At 56.7% G+C, this 16,047-nt stretch carries 16 protein-coding genes; 14 read left to right on the plus strand and 2 right to left on the minus strand.

The features are described 5' to 3' along the window. Entirely contained in the window at positions 1-693 is a 693-nt protein-coding gene (locus WFL93_RS08170) for a DJ-1/PfpI family protein (RefSeq protein WP_336777819.1), read from the plus strand. A gap of 60 nt (positions 694-753) precedes the next feature. Here the strand turns inward: WFL93_RS08170 and WFL93_RS08175 are convergent, their stop codons facing one another. After that, positions 754-1,488, minus strand: coding sequence for an SDR family oxidoreductase (locus tag WFL93_RS08175; RefSeq protein ID WP_336777820.1), 735 nt, complete (start codon positions 1,486-1,488; stop codon positions 754-756). Positions 1,489-1,648: 160 nt separating this feature from the next. Between WFL93_RS08175 and WFL93_RS08180 the strand changes: the two genes are divergently transcribed. Further along, positions 1,649-2,581 (plus strand): AraC family transcriptional regulator, encoded by a 933-nt coding sequence (locus WFL93_RS08180; RefSeq protein ID WP_336777821.1) that lies wholly within the window; start codon positions 1,649-1,651, stop codon positions 2,579-2,581. Positions 2,582-2,921: 340 nt separating this feature from the next. Here WFL93_RS08180 and WFL93_RS08185 read toward each other — a convergent pair whose 3' ends face one another. Continuing rightward, a complete protein-coding gene (locus tag WFL93_RS08185) occupies positions 2,922-3,626 on the minus strand; it encodes an SDR family oxidoreductase (RefSeq protein ID WP_336777822.1) in 705 nt (234 codons plus the stop codon). Between the two features lie 105 nt (positions 3,627-3,731). Here WFL93_RS08185 and WFL93_RS08190 point away from each other — a divergent pair, with 105 nt between their 5' ends. The 12 genes from WFL93_RS08190 (at position 3,732) to hcp (ending at position 15,789) form a co-directional block, all read left to right on the plus strand. Continuing rightward, positions 3,732-4,622 carry a LysR substrate-binding domain-containing protein gene (locus WFL93_RS08190; RefSeq protein WP_336777823.1) on the plus strand — a complete coding sequence of 297 codons (891 nt, stop codon included), beginning with the start codon at positions 3,732-3,734 and terminating at the stop codon, positions 4,620-4,622. A gap of 251 nt (positions 4,623-4,873) precedes the next feature. Continuing rightward, the gene (locus WFL93_RS08195; protein WP_336777824.1) at positions 4,874-6,061 is read left to right on the plus strand and encodes a M20 metallopeptidase family protein; all 1,188 of its coding nucleotides are present in this window, start codon (positions 4,874-4,876) and stop codon (positions 6,059-6,061) included. 23 nt (positions 6,062-6,084) lie between these two features. Further along, positions 6,085-6,933 carry a transporter substrate-binding domain-containing protein gene (locus tag WFL93_RS08200; RefSeq protein WP_180824146.1) on the plus strand — a complete coding sequence of 283 codons (849 nt, stop codon included), beginning with the start codon at positions 6,085-6,087 and terminating at the stop codon, positions 6,931-6,933. A gap of 12 nt (positions 6,934-6,945) precedes the next feature. Continuing rightward, on the plus strand, positions 6,946-7,665 hold the full coding sequence (locus WFL93_RS08205) for an ABC transporter permease (protein WP_007886056.1): 720 nt from the start codon (positions 6,946-6,948) through the stop codon (positions 7,663-7,665). 9 nt (positions 7,666-7,674) lie between these two features. Next, entirely contained in the window at positions 7,675-8,361 is a 687-nt protein-coding gene (locus WFL93_RS08210; RefSeq protein ID WP_007886048.1) for an ABC transporter permease, read from the plus strand. After that, on the plus strand, positions 8,358-9,134 hold the full coding sequence (locus tag WFL93_RS08215) for an ABC transporter ATP-binding protein (RefSeq protein WP_007886047.1): 777 nt from the start codon (positions 8,358-8,360) through the stop codon (positions 9,132-9,134). The genes WFL93_RS08210 and WFL93_RS08215 overlap by 4 nt, the downstream gene beginning before the upstream one ends. 364 nt (positions 9,135-9,498) lie before the next feature. Then, positions 9,499-9,996 carry a type VI secretion system contractile sheath small subunit gene (tssB, locus tag WFL93_RS08220; RefSeq protein WP_336777825.1) on the plus strand — a complete coding sequence of 166 codons (498 nt, stop codon included), beginning with the start codon at positions 9,499-9,501 and terminating at the stop codon, positions 9,994-9,996. A 29-nt stretch (positions 9,997-10,025) separates the two neighbouring features. Next, the gene (gene tssC / locus WFL93_RS08225) at positions 10,026-11,573 is read left to right on the plus strand and encodes a type VI secretion system contractile sheath large subunit (protein ID WP_336777826.1); all 1,548 of its coding nucleotides are present in this window, start codon (positions 10,026-10,028) and stop codon (positions 11,571-11,573) included. Between the two features lie 14 nt (positions 11,574-11,587). Further along, positions 11,588-12,928, plus strand: a complete 1,341-nt coding sequence (gene tssK, locus WFL93_RS08230) for a type VI secretion system baseplate subunit TssK (RefSeq protein WP_336777827.1) — start codon at positions 11,588-11,590, stop codon at positions 12,926-12,928. Beyond that, on the plus strand, positions 12,925-13,599 hold the full coding sequence (tssL, locus tag WFL93_RS08235) for a type VI secretion system protein TssL, short form (RefSeq protein WP_180824152.1): 675 nt from the start codon (positions 12,925-12,927) through the stop codon (positions 13,597-13,599). The genes tssK and tssL overlap by 4 nt, the downstream gene beginning before the upstream one ends. Then, positions 13,596-15,293, plus strand: coding sequence for an OmpA family protein (locus tag WFL93_RS08240; protein WP_336777828.1), 1,698 nt, complete (start codon positions 13,596-13,598; stop codon positions 15,291-15,293). Before tssL ends, WFL93_RS08240 begins: the two co-directional genes overlap by 4 nt. 4 nt (positions 15,294-15,297) lie before the next feature. Then, complete coding sequence (gene hcp / locus WFL93_RS08245; protein WP_049853083.1) at positions 15,298-15,789, plus strand: type VI secretion system effector Hcp; 492 nt, start codon at positions 15,298-15,300, stop codon at positions 15,787-15,789. Positions 15,790-16,047 lie beyond the last annotated feature (258 nt).

Consider the following 16,047-nt stretch of genomic DNA (forward strand, 5'->3'; position numbering starts at 1 on the left):
ATGGCTTCTTCGCCTTTCACTATCGGTCTGCTGCTGTTTCCCAACCTCACGCAACTCGATCTCACCGGCCCGTGGGAAGTGTTTGCCCGCATGCCCAACGTCAAAAATTATCTGATTTGGAAAGATCGCCAGCCGGTGATGTCCGATCGTGGCATGGCGATTGTGCCAACCGCGACCTTTGCCGACTGTCCGCAACTTGATCTAATTTGCATTCCCGGCGGTCCAGGACAAATCGCGCTGATGGACGACGACGAAACGCTGGATTTTGTGCGGCGTATGGCGCAAAACGCGCAATGGGTGACATCGGTGTGCACTGGCTCGCTGGTGTTAGGCGCTGCGGGATTACTGCAAGGATATCGGGCAACTTCGCACTGGGGATCGCTGGATCAGCTCAGCCTTTTAGGCGCCACGCCGGTAGCGGAACGCGTGGTGCGTGACCGCAACCGCATCACCGGCGCGGGCGTCACCTCAGGCATTGATTTTGCCTTAACGGTGGCGCAGGAGTTGTTTGGCTGCGAGATAGCGGAGAATATTCAGCTGCAGATGGAGTACGATCCGGCGCCGCCATTCCACTCTGGCTCTCCGCGCAGCGCCTCACCAGCGCGACTGGCCCAGGCGAAAAATCAGATGCAGGATTTTATTGCCCGACGCCGTTTGGCAACCGAGCAGGCAGCGGCAAGGCTAAAGCGCTAATACGACAGATGAGTATGAAATCTGGCGATTTCAGCCTGAAATCGCCACGGATTTTTACCCTCAATGTGCGCTGGCAGTAGGGCGCACGGTGATTTCACTGGTATCAACCTCGCCAGGTTGTTCGATGGCCCAACTTACCGCTTTGGCAATCGCTTCCGGCTGCAGTGCAATCTGGCGATAACTCTTCATTGCCTCACGCGCAACACGGTCGCTGATGCTATCGGCGAGTTCAGACTCCACCACGCCCGGATTGATCACCGTAACGCGCAGATGCTGTGATTCCTGGCGCAGACCATCGGAAATGGCACGCACTGCGAATTTAGTGGCGCAGTACACCGCCGCGGTGGGGGAAACCGTCAGGGCGCCAACCGACGCGATGTTGATGATGTGGCCAAACTGCTGGGTCTGCAGGGTAGGAAGCACTGCCGCGATACCATACAGCACGCCGCGAATGTTGACGTCCAGCATCAAATCCCACTCTTCGACTTTCATAGAACTCATCGGCGACAGCGGCATGACACCTGCATTGTTAATCATCACATCAATGCGGCCATATTTCTCCAGCGCAAAATCGGCCAGCTGCTGTGTATCGGCACGCCGAGTGACGTCGGTAAGCAAATAATCCACGCTTGCGCCCGCTAAACGCAGCTCATCGTAAAGCGCCGTCAGGCGATCGGCGCGACGAGCACCGAGAATCAGTTTGTGACCTTGCTGCGCCAGATGACGTGCAATGCCTTCGCCTATGCCGCTACTGGCGCCGGTTAAAATAATCACTTTAGGATTTGAGTGGGTCATGACGTACTCCTCGTTAAGTTGACGAGGCTATTGTTGATGAATCATACGTTAGACGACAGACCCGATCGTGGCGCATGTTTGCCTGATTCTCTCGCTACCATTGTGTATTTATCACCTTGATGGCTATGCTTTGCCTGAATCTCTCTGCGGAACATCATTTATGGCGCTCTCAGTTCAACAACGTACCTGCGCATTGCTCAGTCAGCTGGCACGTCAGGAAGGCTATACCGAATCGCTGCTGGACAGCGTGCGCTTTATGCGTGCCGATCGGCAGTGGGCGCGCACGCCGGTGCTGTATGAACCCAGTATCATTATTATTTGCCAGGGTTCGAAACGCGCGTTTCTGGCCGACAAAATGTATCGCTACGATGCACAGCATTTTCTGGTGCTGTCGGTACCGTTGCCATTCTCTGCTGAGACTGAGGCAACCTCCGAAGAGCCGTTGCTGGGTATTGCTGTTCGCCTGGATGTTGCCATGGTGGCGCGGCTGGTGGCGCAGCTGGCCAGCGTTGAAACGGCGATGACTGCGGCACCAGCGGGCATTATCTCGACGCCCATTGATCAGGCATTAGCGGAAAGTACCTTACGCTTGCTGGAAGCGCTGAGCGATCCACTCGAAGCCAAAGTATTGGCGCCAGCGCGGGTTGAAGAGATCTGTTTTCGCGTGCTGATGGGCGAGCAGGGCGGCGCGGTGCGCGCGGCGTTAACCTATCAAGGCCATTTTGGCCGCATCGCCCGTGCTCTGCAGCGTATTCATCAGGACTGGCGTCAGCCGCTAAATGTGCCGCATCTGGCAAACGAAGCCGGAATGAGCGTGCCGCGTTTTCATCTGCATTTCAAAACCGTCACGCAAACCTCGCCGATTCAATATGTTAAATCGCTGCGTTTACATCAGGCGCGTTTGATGATGATCCGCGATAATCTCACCGCCGCTGGCGCGGCAGCGCGCGTAGGTTATGAGAGCGACTCGCAGTTTAATCGTGAGTTCAAACGGATGTTTGGTCGAAGCCCGGCAGAAGAGGCGCGGATAATGAAGCGGGCGTTTGAGTTGTTACCGCCGGAACAGTTGTCCGGCCGTTTACTGGCACATTAACTTAACGAATCGCCATGACGGCGACGACAGCCAGAATCCAGAACAGCGCGCAACCGGACAATACCAGTTGCCAAACACGGTGACGTTCGACGTTAAAAATAGTAGAAAAATGAGTGCGTATAAGGGTTTGCATAGTGACCTCAGTTCCGAAAATTAAATGATTAACTCGCAAGCTGCAGTAAGAAGATACTGTCAGCGAATGAGAACATTCTGACTGCTTTTAAGGAATGAGATCGACAAGACCAGTCTTGGTTTTGTGCGCAAATGATGAACAGCTAATCAAGATAAAGCCGCGAATGGACCTGATCCATGCGCGGAATTTCGGTAAGGAATTGTCTGGTTATACGTTGCGTGTTACGCCACCATCTACGCGAATATTCTGAGCGGTAATGTAGGCCGCGCCCGGCGAGGCGAGGAAAGCAATGGTCGCCGCCACTTCTGCAGACGTACCGTAGCGCTGCAATGGCACGCTATCGCGGCGTTCATCGGTTTTCGGCAGGCTGTCGATCCAGCCAGGCAGCACGTTGTTGATGCGAATATTATCGGTCGCGTAGGTGTCAGCGAAGATTTTAGTGAACGAGGCTAAACCAGCGCGGAACACCGCGGAGGTCGGGAACATATCGGTGGGCTCAAAGGTCCACGCTGATGAGATGTTAATAATGCTGCCGCCGCCTTGTTTCTGCATGATTGGCGTCACCAGTCGCGTGGCGCGCACCACATTTAAAAAATACGTTTCCATGCCGAGCTGCCACTGCTCATCACTCAGCTCCAGAATCGGTGCGCGTGGACCGTGTCCGGCGCTGTTAACCAGCACATCAATACGGCCCCAGCGTGCCAGCGTGTGTTCCACCAGCTTGTGCAGATCGTCTACCGATTGGTTGGAGCCTGTTACGCCCAACCCACCCAGCCGTTCTGCCAGCGCTTCGCCTTTACCGGACGAAGAGAGAATCGCCACTTTATAGCCGTCACTTGCCAGCTTTTCGGCAGCTGCCGCCCCCATACCGCTGCCGCCAGCGACAATCACTGCAACTTTTTCTACTGTCATAATCCGCTATCCTCTCAATTAAAAATCGATTTAAGCCAGTATAAAAGGTAATTTCAGCCACAGAGAGTCAGTTTGATTGTCATTTGACGATAGGAAAACTACAGGATGAGTCACGGATTTAGCCAGCTTCCGCCGTTGAATGCGTTAAAGGTATTCGAAGCCGTCACGCGCCATCTTAATTTCCGTCTGGCGGCGGAAGAGCTAGGCGTGACACAAGGCGCGGTTGCGCAGCAAATTCGTGGGCTGGAAGCCAGCCTTGGTCTAAAACTGTTTGAGCGATTGCCGCGCAGTCTGGCATTGACGGGTGCGGGTGCAGGTTATGCGGTCAGTATTCGCCAGGCATTTGAGCTGATTGATGAGGCCACGCGGACATTACGTCCGGAGCCAAATCGCTTAACCCTGAGCGTGACGCCCACCTTTGCCAGCCGCTGGATGCTGCCGCGCCTGCCGGGTTTTACCGCCGCCTGGCCAGATATCGATTTGCGCGTGCTGGCCTCGGAACGGCTGGTTCAGTTTCATCATGAAGGCGTTGATTTAGCGGTACGCTATGGTCGCCCGCCGTTCGGCGCCGGCCTCGATGCTACATTGCTGTTTAGCCAAACGGTGCTGGCGGTGGTAAGCCCCACCTTACTGGCCGAGCTGGGCGATCCGGCCGAGAGTCAGAACTTCCAGCGCTACGCTCTGGTGCATGATGGGCATCACCTGTGGCCGGCATTTCTCGCGTTTATCTTTCCCAGCCTGTCGCTGCATCACGCCCATCATCTCCGTTTCAATCAAACCGCGCTGGCGCTTGAGGCGGCAATTGGCGGGCAAGGTATAGCGCTCACTAGCCCGCATTTTGTTCAGAACGACCTGACGAGTGGGCGATTGGTGGCGGCGTTTAGCAGGCAAATGGCCCTGGAGGCGGGTTGGTATCTGATATGGCCAAAGCGTCCGCGTGAGCAAACGACGGTAAAAGCGGTGCGCGACTGGCTATTAGCTCAGGTTAACGGCTGATATTTGTTCAATAACGAAATCAGTAAAACTGATGATCCACCTTGGATCATGAATGTTATAACTGCTTAATGATGCAGACATGGGCTTTTATCCTGCTTGCGCAGTGGATTAGCAAAATATCGCGCAAATTCAGCAAGTAACCAAAAATATTGCGCGTTGCATTCTGCTGGATGCTGTGAATAAATACGGAATCAATTTTAATAAAAATGCCATAAAGGCCAGGCTCGCGCCTGAGAAAGATCTTCGCAAATATGACCGATCATAAAGATGTTTTAGCCAGGAACATCAGCGCCAAAAGCGAAAGCATGCAAGCGCATCTCATCGCCATTCGCCGTGACATTCACGCGCACCCAGAGTTGGGTTTCGACACCGTGCGCACCGCTCACATCGTTGAGCAGGAGCTGTTACGCCTTGGACTTACGCCAAAAACCGGCGTCGGCAGAACCGGCGTCATGGTGGATATTGTTGGCGCGCATCCCGGCAAAACCGTGCTGTTACGCGCCGATATGGATGCCTTGCCGATTCACGAACAAACGGGCCTGCCCTTCAGCAGCCAATATCCCGGCAAAATGCACGCCTGCGGCCACGATATTCACACCGCCACCATGCTGGGTGTCGCGGCGATTGTGCCGCACTACCGCGAGCAGCTGCATGGCACCTTACGTTTGATTTTCCAGCCTGCGGAAGAGACGCCCGATAGCGGTGCTGAAGCGATGATCGCCGACGGCGCGGCAGAAGGTGTTGACCTTGCCATCACGCTACACAACAAACCGGAACTGGCCGCCGGTGAAATTGGTCTGACGCGCGGTGCCAGCACCGCTTCCAGCGACGAGTTTGATGTGGTGGTGCACGGTAAATCTACCCACGCCGCCCGGCCGCACATGGGCACCGATCCTATCATTGCGGCGGTGAATCTGGTCAGCCAGCTGCAAACCATTATTTCGCGCGAACTTGATCCCGCTAATTCGGCGGTGCTGACCATTGGTCACATTCATGGTGGCACCACTCACAACATCATTTCCGACAGCTGTCTGCTTCAGGGCACAGTGCGCGCTAAATCTCCTGCCGCACGCGCGCATATCGAAGAGGCGTTTAAACGTGTCTGCGCCGGTGTGGCGCTGTCGCTGAACGTGCGCGTTGAGGTCAATTATCAGCGTGGCGTGCCGCCGTTGATGAATGATGATGCGTTGATTGATGCGCTGGAACCGATTTTGTCGCACCAGTTTGGTAAAGCCATTGTTGCTAAACCGAGCGCCAGCTTTGGGGCCGAAGATTTCTCCCTGTTTACCGAGCGTGCGCCAGGCTGCCAGATCCACATTGGATCCGGCGCTCCGGGACGCGACGACCATCTGCACAACTCGGATTATCAACCCGACGAGCGCAGTATCCATGCCGGCACGCAGGCGCTAGCCCGTTTAGCCATTGATTTACTCTCTTAAAAAATAACCAACTCTGAGGTCTTATGATGATGCGTAAAGGACTGTTTACCGCTTCTGTTGGCATGCTGCTGCTTGCCTCTTCCGCTCTGGTACAGGCTAAAGATTTTGGTACGCTGAAATTCGCTACTGAAGCGGCCTATCCCCCGTTTAACCAATCGACGCCAAGCGGCAAAATCGTTGGTTATGAACCGGATATGGTGGCTGAAATCGCCAAACGTGCCGGTTTCAAATATGAAATCGTGGCGCAGAAATGGTCCGGTATGATTCCAGGTTTGGTTGACGGTAAATATGACGCGGTGATAGATGCGGTGACCGTAACGCCAAAACGTGAAGAAGTGGTGGATTTCTCGCGCCAATACACCGTGAGTATTTCGGGGTTCGTCACCCTGAAGGGCAGCGCGGTGGATACGCTGCCGGGCAATGGCGAAGTGGTGCTGGCGGATGACGAAGCCGGCATGACCAAATCTATTGATGCGCTAAAAGCGAAATTCAAAGGCAAAACCATCGCGGTGCAGGTTGCCACCATTCAGGCTGACTTCCTGAATAAATACCTGGCCGACGTGGCGACGATTCGCACCTATCAGGCCGGTCCGGAAACCTTCGCTGACCTGCTGAATGGGCGCGTTGATGCGGTCATGGCGTCTCGTACTAACCTCAACGCTTACGTGAAAAAACATGCGGATACCGTGAACAGCACCGGCTATGGTTTCTCGGGCGGCGTGCTCGGCCAGGGCTCGGCGATTGCGATTCAGAAAAACAATCCTGAGCTGAAAGCGGCGCTGGATAGCGCGTTAAATTCGATGATCAAAGATGGCACGCTGAAGCAGCTGTCTGAAAAATGGTTCGGCGAAAACGTCGCACCTAAAGAGTAATTCCAGGCGCTTATGGCTATTGATTGGCAAATTTTAGGTTTTGGTGACGAAGGTTGGGGCGGCGTGTTGCTTAACGCCGCCACGGTGACCGTCACCGTTTCGTTATGTGCGTGGCTGCTCGGGGCAATCCTCGGCAGCCTATTGTGCTGGATGCAGATTGGCGGTGCGCGCTGGCAACAGCGCCTCGCCAACGGCTACATCACGCTATTTCGTGGCGTGCCGGAGCTGCTGGTGATCTATCTGTTCTATTTTGGTGGTCGTCAGGTGGTGTCGTTTGTGGGGGAAAGCCTTGGCCTGCAAGGCCCGTTCGATGTAAACGGCTTTGTCGCCGGCGCGATCGCCATCGGCCTGATCTCTGGCGCCTATCAAAGTAGCGTGTTTCGCGGGGCATTTTACGCGATTCCGAAAGGGACGCTGGAAGCCGCCACGGTGACCGGGATGGGACGTCTGATGCTGTTCCGCCGCATGATTGTGCCGCAGGCGTTGAAAACCGCGCTGCCGGGCATGGGCAATCAGTGGCAATCGGTGATCAAGGAGTCGGCGCTGGTTTCAGTGACCGGTTTGGTGGAAACCATGAACCAGATCTCCACTGCTTCGAACTCCACGCAGATGCCGTTCTTCTTCTACAGCGTTGGCGCGGTGATCTATCTGATCATCACCACCTGTTCCGATTTTGTTTTCCGCTATGTGGAAAAAGTGGCCATGCGCGGGCAACAACGCGCGCGGTTGTAAGGAGCCACGATGGATGTCACTTTCCTGCAGCACACCTTAGCTGCTTTACTGCGCGGCCTGCCGCTGACGCTCAACCTGGCGCTACTGTCGCTATTGGGCGGTGGCGTATTGGCGCTGCTGCTGAATTTGCTGCGGCAGCATCGGCTTGGCAGTTATGTCACGCGCTTCTACGTTTGGGTATTTCGCGGCACGCCGCTGCTGATACAGATCTTCATGATCTATTACGGCCTTGGCAGCTTGCCGGCGGTACGCGAAAGCGTGCTGTGGCCGCTGCTGCGCGATCCGTACTGGTGCGGTTTGATTGCGCTGGTGCTTAACGATGCGGCCTACACCTCGGAGATATTGCGCGGCGGCCTCAATGCGGTGAGCGTGCAGTCGCTGGAAGCGGCCAAAGTGAGCGGCATGTCGCGCTTTACTCTACTGCGGCGCATCACGCTGCCGCTGGCGGTGCGTCAGGCGCTGCCGGCTTACAGCAATGAAATTATCTCGATGATCAAATCAACCTCGCTGGTCAGCACCATCAGCCTGATGGAGATGACCGGCATTGCCGACTCGATCGTCTCTGAGACGTTCCGCGCGCTGGAGGTGTTTATCAGCGCGGCAATTATCTATCTGCTACTGACCGTGCTGGTGAGTAAAGCGGTGGCGCTGCTGGAGCGCCGTTTGTCCCCTTATCACGTTGGAGCACGTCCATGAGTAAACCCACTATTGCCCTGAGCCATCTCAGAAAAAGTTATAGCGGGCACGAAGTGCTGCACGACATCAGCCTGACGGCGCAGGATGGCGACGTGATTTCGCTGATTGGTGCCAGCGGTTCAGGTAAAAGTACCCTGTTGCGCTGCATTCCGTTTTTGGAAGTACCGCAGGGCGGCGAAATTGCGGTGGGCGACGAAGTGGTCACTATCGATAATCCCGATGAGAAGCTCAGCCGCGAGCAGCAGCGACGCATCAAGTTGATGCGCATGCAGCTGGGTTTTGTCTTCCAGAGCTTCAATCTGTGGCCACACAAAACGGTATTGCAGAACATCATCGAAGCGCCGGTACATGTGCAAAAGCGCAGCAGTAAAGAGGCGATAGAAGAGGCTGAGGCGCTGCTGCATAAGGTAGGTTTGTACGAAAAGCGCAATGCCTGGCCGTCGCAACTTTCTGGTGGCCAGCAGCAACGCGTCGCGATTGCTCGAGCGCTGGCGCAACAGCCGAAAGCGATTCTGTTCGATGAGCCAACGTCAGCGCTGGATCCTGAGCTGGTAGGTGAAGTGCTGCGCGTGATTCGTAGCCTGGCCGAAGAGGGGCGCACCATGATTATTGTGACGCATGAAATGGGCTTCGCGCGCGATGTGTCGAACAAAGCGGTGTTCCTGCATCAGGGCAAGATTGAGGAAGCCGGTTCGCCGCAGCAGGTATTTAGCGATCCCATCTCCCCGCGCTGCCGCGCATTTGTAAGCAGTCACTTACAGCGCAACAGTTAACCTGCCGATAACTCCCCTTTGCACCAGCTTTCAACTGAGCTGGTGCTCTTTTCCGCAACTGACAAGCCTCACCCCTCTCAATTCATTAAGAATTAGCGAAATTGAATTATTTATTCGCGTAAAAGTATCGCTTGTATTAAATCAACGTGATTTAAAAAAACTTACATTGAGATTAATCTTAGGTGTACTTCCAGCGTCAATCAATGATTTAACCTAGGAAGAAAGAATTTTCCTATAAAAATCAGATGAAATTCATCGCTCCGCTTTATTGCCTTCCAAATTATTCAGTTATATATTCACGCGGTAACACACAGGGGAAGTGTGCCTACGCGTGCTTTCCACGCCATTTTTACAAGGAGTAAACATGAGCAACTCTTATCAGAATGAAATCCCTAAAGCCCGTATAAATTTGAAGCTCGACCTGCACACCGGTGGCGCAGCCAAAAAAACCGAGCTGCCGCTTAAGCTGCTGGTGACCGGCGATTTCAGTAACGGCGCAGAAGATCGCCCGCTGTCTGAACGCGAAAAAATCAACGTCAACAAAAACAACTTCAACAGCGTGCTGGCCGATATCGCGCCTGCCGTCTCCTTTGCCGTGCCGAATACGCTGGCCGGCGACGGCAGCGAAGAGAGCGTGGCGCTTAACTTCCGCGACATGAAGGACTTCGAGCCGGAGCAGGTTGCGCGCCAAATCCCCCAGCTGCGCGCCATGCTGGCGATGCGCAACCTGCTGCGCGACCTCAAATCCAACCTGCTGGATAACGTCACCTTCCGCAAGGAGCTGGAAGTTATCCTGAAAGATCCCGCCCTCAGCGACGAACTGCGCAGCGAACTGTCTGCGTTAGCCACCGATCAAGCCTAAACATCCCCGTAACGGACTATTGAGAGAGAATGCTGATGTCAGTTCAGAATGAAACCCATGCCAATGGCGCAACCACCGTGTTGGATCGCCCTGCGGCGGGCGGCGTCTATGCGTCGCTGTTTGAAAAAATTAACCTCAATCCGGTGTCAGAATTGAGTGACCTGAATGTCTGGCAGGACAACCAGGCGATGTCGGATGCCACCGCTGACGAGCGCGTCACCGCAGCCATGCAGGTGTTCCTGACGCGTCTGAAAATCAGCGGCGCGAAAGTAGAAAAGCTGGATAAAAACCTGCTGGATCATCACATCGCCGAGCTGGATCGCCAGATTAGCCGCCAGCTGGACGCGGTAATGCACCACGACGAATTCCAGAAAGTGGAATCGGCGTGGCGCGGCCTGAAGTCGCTGGTGGATAAAACTGACTTCCGCCAGAACGTGAAGATCGAAGTGCTGGACGTGTCGAAAGACGATTTGCGTCAGGACTTTGAAGATGCGCCGGAAATTATCCAGAGCGGCCTTTACCTGCAAACTTATGTTGCGGAATACGACACGCCGGGCGGTGAACCGATTGGTGCGGTGATCTCTGCTTACGAGTTCGATGCCTCGGCGCAGGACGTGGCGCTGCTGCGTAATCTGTCCAAAGTCGCCGCTTCGGCGCACATGCCGTTTATCGGTTCGGTTGGCCCGCAGTTCTTCCTGAAAGATTCGATGGAAGAGGTGGCGGCGATCAAAGACATCGGCAACTACTTTGACCGCGCTGAATACATCAAGTGGAAATCATTCCGCGACACCGACGACTCACGCTACATCGGCCTGACCATGCCGCGCGTGCTTGGTCGTCTGCCGTACGGCCCGGACACCGTGCCGGTGCGCAGCTTCAACTACGTTGAAGAGGTGAAAGGCCCGGACCACGACAAATATCTGTGGACCAACGCCTCGTTCGCTTTTGCTGCCAATATGGTGCAGAGCTTCATCAGCAACGGCTGGTGCGTGCAAATTCGCGGCCCGCAAGCGGGCGGTGCGGTGCAGGATCTGCCGATCCATCTCTACGATCTCGGCACCGGCAACCAGGTGAAAATCCCGTCTGAGGTGATGATCCCGGAAACCCGTGAGTTTGAGTTCGCCAACCTCGGCTTCATCCCGCTTTCTTACTACAAGAACCGCGATTACGCCTGCTTCTTCTCGGCCAATTCCACGCAGAAACCGGCAATCTACGACACCGCCGATGCCACCGCTAACAGCCGCATCAACGCGCGTCTGCCGTATATCTTCCTGCTGTCACGCATCGCGCACTACCTGAAGCTGATTCAGCGCGAAAACATCGGCACCACCAAGGATCGCCGCCTGCTGGAGCTGGAGCTGAATACCTGGGTGCGCACGCTGGTGACCGAGATGACCGATCCCGGCGACGAGCTGCAGTCTTCACATCCGCTACGCGATGCCAAAGTGCTGGTGGAAGATATCGAAGACAACCCGGGCTTCTTCCGCGTCAAGCTGTTCGCCATTCCGCACTTCCAGGTGGAAGGCATGGACGTGAACCTGTCGCTGGTGTCGCAGATGCCAAAAGCTAAAGCGTAAGGCGGAACTCAGGGATGAAAACAGAACAACCACTTTGGGGCCGGGGCACCATGATCTCGCCCCAGCACTTTCAGCAGCAGTCCGCCTGGCAGGCGTGGCAAAGCGAGTGCATTGCGCGCATGGGGCTTAATCAGCCGTGGGGCGTATTTCAGGTTGAGTTTGAGCCGGAAGCGCTGAAGCTTGGTCGGCTTAAGCCGCGCCATCTGCATCTGCGCTTTCGCGACGGCACGCTGGTGGATACGCACAACGCCGATCCGCTGCCACCGACGCTGACGCTTGAGGCGGAGCAGAAGGAAGTGACGGTTGTTCTGGCGCTGCCGCAGCTCTATGCCAACGGCGGCAACTGCCTGCAGGAGAGCGACGTGGCCGAGCGCCCGGTACGCTTTCGCCAGCGCTGGCGCGATATCCGCAACCTGTTCGGAGATGACATCCGGCAGGTTGCGGTATTGCATCCTGAACTGACGCTGCGTTATGCACATCAGGACAACAGCGACTGGCTGACCTGTGCGGTGGCGCGTCTGCAGCAGGATGCGCAGGGCGGCTGGGCGCTGGACAGCCAGTTCCTGCCGCCGCTGCTGACCCTGCAATCCAGCCCGTGGCTGATGACGGCACTTGAACAACTGGTGACGCAGCTGCGTGCACGGCTGGTGCGTCTGATGGCGATGCGCCGCGAAAGCAACCAGCGCATGGCCGATTTCGCCGTTGCCGATGTGTCGCTGTTCTGGCTGCTCAACGCGCTCAACAGTGCCGAACCGCTGCTGGCTGATTTTCTGCGCCATCCGCAAAGCCCACCGGAACGGCTTTATCCGGAGCTGGCAAGGCTGGCGGGCAGTTTGCTGACGTTCTCGCTGGAGCATCAGGTGAGCGCTATCCCGGCTTACCACCATGACAATTTGAATGAGGTGTTCCCGCCGCTGTTCAGCCTGCTCGGCACGCTGCTCGAGGCGAGTCTGCCTTCGCGCATGGTGGCGATAGAGATGAGCCACGATCGTCGACTGCGCCAGTGGCAGGCGCGTCTCAACGATCCACGCCTGCGCGAGGAAGCGGATTTCTACCTGTCGGTGCGCTCGCCGCTGCCGGTGGCGCAACTTCAAGAGCAGTTCCCGCGCCAGTGCAAAGTGGGCAGTCCGGATGACGTGACTGCGCTGGTCAACAGCTCGCAGCTGGGTATTCCACTGAAACCGCTCAGCCACGTGCCGGCCGCCATTCCGCTGCGACTGGAGAACCAGTATTTCTCACTGGATCTGTCGCATCCGGCGGCACGCGTCATGCTCGAGAGCGCCAGCTGCATGTTTTATGTCCCCGGCACGCTGGGCGACCCGGAACTGGAACTCTTCGCGGTGCTGAGATCATGAGTGCTGAAGCAAAAAATATCGATATTGATGCGCTGCTGCAAAACACCTGGCTGCAGGTGATCAGCCTGCGACACGGCCCGGAATTTGCCGACGGTGAAGGGCTGGTGCTGTGGCAGCGTTGCGTCGCTGATGCGGAGCGGGTGCAGCTGGCGCTGCGTGACGCGGGCGTCAGCCGCGAGAGCTGTCAGGACATTCTGCTGGCGCAGTGCGCACTGCTGGATGAGGCGGTGAAAGGGCGCGGCGTGCAGGATGATGCCTGCCTGCAGTGGTATCACATGCCGCTGCAGGGCCATTTTTTGCAAACCATGGACGCGGGTGAAACGCTGTGCGATCGCATGCAGCAGGTTCTCGCACAGCCGGAAGCCGACGAGAGGGTGCTGACCTGCTTTCATCGCGTGATGATGCTGGGATTTCTTGGCGGTTATGTGTCTGCTGATACGCCCGCACGCCAGCAACTGATGAGCGCGCTGACTAAACGCGTCCCCCCTTTCACGCGAGCGGCGGATGCGCCGTTGTTATCGCTGGCAAGCGGTGGGCTCCGCGCGGGCTGGCTCAGTAGCTGGCCCGCACGTCTTGGCCTGACCGCGCTGCTGCTGGCCGCGCTGTGGTGGGGACTGAATCACTGGCTAGATCACCTCATCACGACGCTGCTGCCCGGAGTTAAAGGATGAAGCCGCTGCTTCCCCGCCTGCTGGTGCTCTGGATCTGGCTGCTTGCAGCGGTGTTGTGCACGCAGTTTCTAAGCTTTGCGCGCAGCAGCGATTTTCTCGTGCTGCTGGCGATACTGCTGGTTGCTGGCACGGTAACGTTCAGAGTGCTGCGCCGCCGCAGGCAGGTAGTGAGTCAGGAATGGACTGATTTACCCGATGCCGCTTACCGCCAGCCGGTGGTGCTGTGCTGCGATGCAGGTGGCTTGTCAGACGAGGAAGCGGTACGCATTCTGCCGCAGGGTTGTTTTATTCGCGTGAAAGACAGCAGCGAACTGCAACACAGCGTGCGCCAGCTGCTGCAGCAACGCCCTGACTGGGGCCGCCAGATTTCAATCTGCCTCAATATCAGTCCCCAGCAACAGCAGGACAGCGCAGTGCTGGAAAATGCGCTGTTTGCTCTGCGCTGGCAAATCGCGCTGCTGCGCCGTGAAACCCGCCAGTCGCTGCCGCTGCTGCTTAATGTCGGTGTTGCCAGCGAGATGACGCAGTGTGCTGCACCGCTTTGGCAGGTGCAGCTGGCGGGAAACAGCCCACAAATCTGGCAGGATGACGCCGCGCCGCGTGGCACCAGCGAATGGCTGCAGTCGGGTGGCAGCGTGGCGATGCAGCAGCAGGTCCTGCTCAACTCTTTGGATGCGTGGACGCGCCAGCATGTGCTGCGCGTGCTGTCGGAGGCACACAGTGATGTCGCCGCCGTGATACCCGCCGCATATGTGTTGCAGCTGCAACCCGCTACGCCTGGCACTGGCAATGACTCTCTGTGGTGCGCCTGGCTGTGGCAGCACACCACCATCCGCAGCGCCGGTGCCGCAGCGAATACAGCCGTCATCCTGCCTGACTTTATCCTTCCGCTGCTTCCAGAAGGCCGTGGCGTGACGCCAGTCATTCGTGCGTTGCACAGGGCGATCACGGCCTTCGCCGTTGCCGCTGTCATTGCACTCTGTGCGGTGGCCTGGAATAACCAGTCGCTGATCCGGCGCATTGTATTCGACCTCGAACACTACCACCGCATTGCTATGACGGATTACGCGCCGAAGCTTGCTGCTGTACATGTGCTGCGCGAGGACGCCAGCCAGCTTGATAACTATGCGCGTCAGGGCGTGCCGCTGCGCCTGGGGCTGGGACTGTATCAGGGCGGTCATCTGCGTCTGCCGGTGCTGCACGCCATCAGTTCATGGGTTCCTGAACCTAAGCCTGAACCTAAACCGGCGCCGAAGCCCAAACCGCAGCCGACGCTGGTGCGTCTGGATGCGATGTCGCTGTTCGATTCCGGCAAATCCGATCTGAAAACGGACTCGACCAAAGTGATGGTGAACGCGCTGGTCAACATCAAAGCGCGCGCGGGCTGGCTGATTGTAGTCGCGGGTTATACCGACGATACCGGCAATCCGGCGCTGAATCAGCGTCTGTCGCTGAAGCGCGCGGAAGCGGTACGCGACTGGATGCGCGACACCGGTGATGTGGATGAAAGCTGTTTCGCGGTGCAGGGCTTTGGCCAGAGTCGCCCAATGGCGTCCAACGATACCACCGAAGGCCGCGCAGCCAACCGGCGCGTTGAAATCAGTCTGGTGCCGCAGGCTGATGCCTGCCAGGCAGCGGACGCAATCCCTCCGTCATCACAGGATGGTGACGGCAATCATGAAGAAAAGGAGTAACAACATGGCAATTCCGGTTTATCTGTGGCTGAAGGACGACGGCGGTGCGGACATCAAGGGATCGGTGGACGTGCAGGACCGTGAGGGCAGCATTGAGGTGGTGGCGCAGCAGCACAACCTCTACATCCCGACCGATAACAACACCGGCAAGCTGACCGGCACGCGCATTCACACGCCGTTCCTGTTCACCAAGGAAATCGACTCATCCAGCCCGTATCTCTATAAAGCGGTCACCACCGGTCAGACGCTGAAGTCGGCGGAGTTCAAATGGTACCGCATCAGCGATGCCGGTCAGGAAGTGGAGTACTTCAACACCAAACTCGAGAACGTGAAGGTGGTGAAGGTCAATCCGATCATGCATGACGTCAAAGACCCGTCGAAAGAGAAGCACAACCATCTGGAGCAGATTGAGTTGCGCTACGAAAAAATCACCTGGACCTATAAAGACGGCAACATTATTCATTCCGACTCGTGGAACGAACGCGCCACCGCCTGATTACGCGTCATATTTCGTGCTGTAACGGCGTTGGCTGCGCTCGCGCTCCCCGGTCACTTACTTATGTAAGCTCCCGGGGCTGCACTCGCTTGCCGCCTTCCTGCGACACGAACTATTTAGCGTAATCCCTCCGCCGGGCGGAGATTTCTACACCCGCCGGATCGTAGGGTCGCCATTTATGGCGACCTTAATACCCACCACGCCAGATGCCTGGTGATTTCATCTTCGACGGGTGAAACCACAAGTCATTTCCACCTC

Origin of the sequence: Pantoea sp. USHLN256, from assembly GCF_037149875.1 — a bacterium.
Classification (GTDB): domain Bacteria; phylum Pseudomonadota; class Gammaproteobacteria; order Enterobacterales; family Enterobacteriaceae; genus Pantoea; species Pantoea nemavictus.

What these genes read in the sequence shown, in the direction of transcription:
- WFL93_RS08240 (WP_336777828.1), top strand. Translation starts at nt 13,596, where the DNA reads ATGAAGCCGCTGCTTCCCCGCCTGCTGGTGCTCTGGATCTGGCTGCTT.
- WFL93_RS08205 (WP_007886056.1), top strand. Translation starts at nt 6,946, where the DNA reads ATGGCTATTGATTGGCAAATTTTAGGTTTTGGTGACGAAGGTTGGGGC.
- WFL93_RS08195 (WP_336777824.1), top strand. Translation starts at nt 4,874, where the DNA reads ATGACCGATCATAAAGATGTTTTAGCCAGGAACATCAGCGCCAAAAGC.
- WFL93_RS08215 (WP_007886047.1), top strand. Translation starts at nt 8,358, where the DNA reads ATGAGTAAACCCACTATTGCCCTGAGCCATCTCAGAAAAAGTTATAGC.
- hcp (WP_049853083.1), top strand. Translation starts at nt 15,298, where the DNA reads ATGGCAATTCCGGTTTATCTGTGGCTGAAGGACGACGGCGGTGCGGAC.
- tssB (WP_336777825.1), top strand. Translation starts at nt 9,499, where the DNA reads ATGAGCAACTCTTATCAGAATGAAATCCCTAAAGCCCGTATAAATTTG.
- WFL93_RS08190 (WP_336777823.1), top strand. Translation starts at nt 3,732, where the DNA reads ATGAGTCACGGATTTAGCCAGCTTCCGCCGTTGAATGCGTTAAAGGTA.
- WFL93_RS08180 (WP_336777821.1), top strand. Translation starts at nt 1,649, where the DNA reads ATGGCGCTCTCAGTTCAACAACGTACCTGCGCATTGCTCAGTCAGCTG.
- tssK (WP_336777827.1), top strand. Translation starts at nt 11,588, where the DNA reads ATGAAAACAGAACAACCACTTTGGGGCCGGGGCACCATGATCTCGCCC.
- WFL93_RS08170 (WP_336777819.1), top strand. Translation starts at nt 1, where the DNA reads ATGGCTTCTTCGCCTTTCACTATCGGTCTGCTGCTGTTTCCCAACCTC.
- WFL93_RS08200 (WP_180824146.1), top strand. Translation starts at nt 6,085, where the DNA reads ATGATGATGCGTAAAGGACTGTTTACCGCTTCTGTTGGCATGCTGCTG.
- WFL93_RS08185 (WP_336777822.1), bottom strand. Translation starts at nt 3,626, where the DNA reads ATGACAGTAGAAAAAGTTGCAGTGATTGTCGCTGGCGGCAGCGGTATG.
- WFL93_RS08210 (WP_007886048.1), top strand. Translation starts at nt 7,675, where the DNA reads ATGGATGTCACTTTCCTGCAGCACACCTTAGCTGCTTTACTGCGCGGC.
- tssC (WP_336777826.1), top strand. Translation starts at nt 10,026, where the DNA reads ATGCTGATGTCAGTTCAGAATGAAACCCATGCCAATGGCGCAACCACC.
- tssL (WP_180824152.1), top strand. Translation starts at nt 12,925, where the DNA reads ATGAGTGCTGAAGCAAAAAATATCGATATTGATGCGCTGCTGCAAAAC.
- WFL93_RS08175 (WP_336777820.1), bottom strand. Translation starts at nt 1,488, where the DNA reads ATGACCCACTCAAATCCTAAAGTGATTATTTTAACCGGCGCCAGTAGC.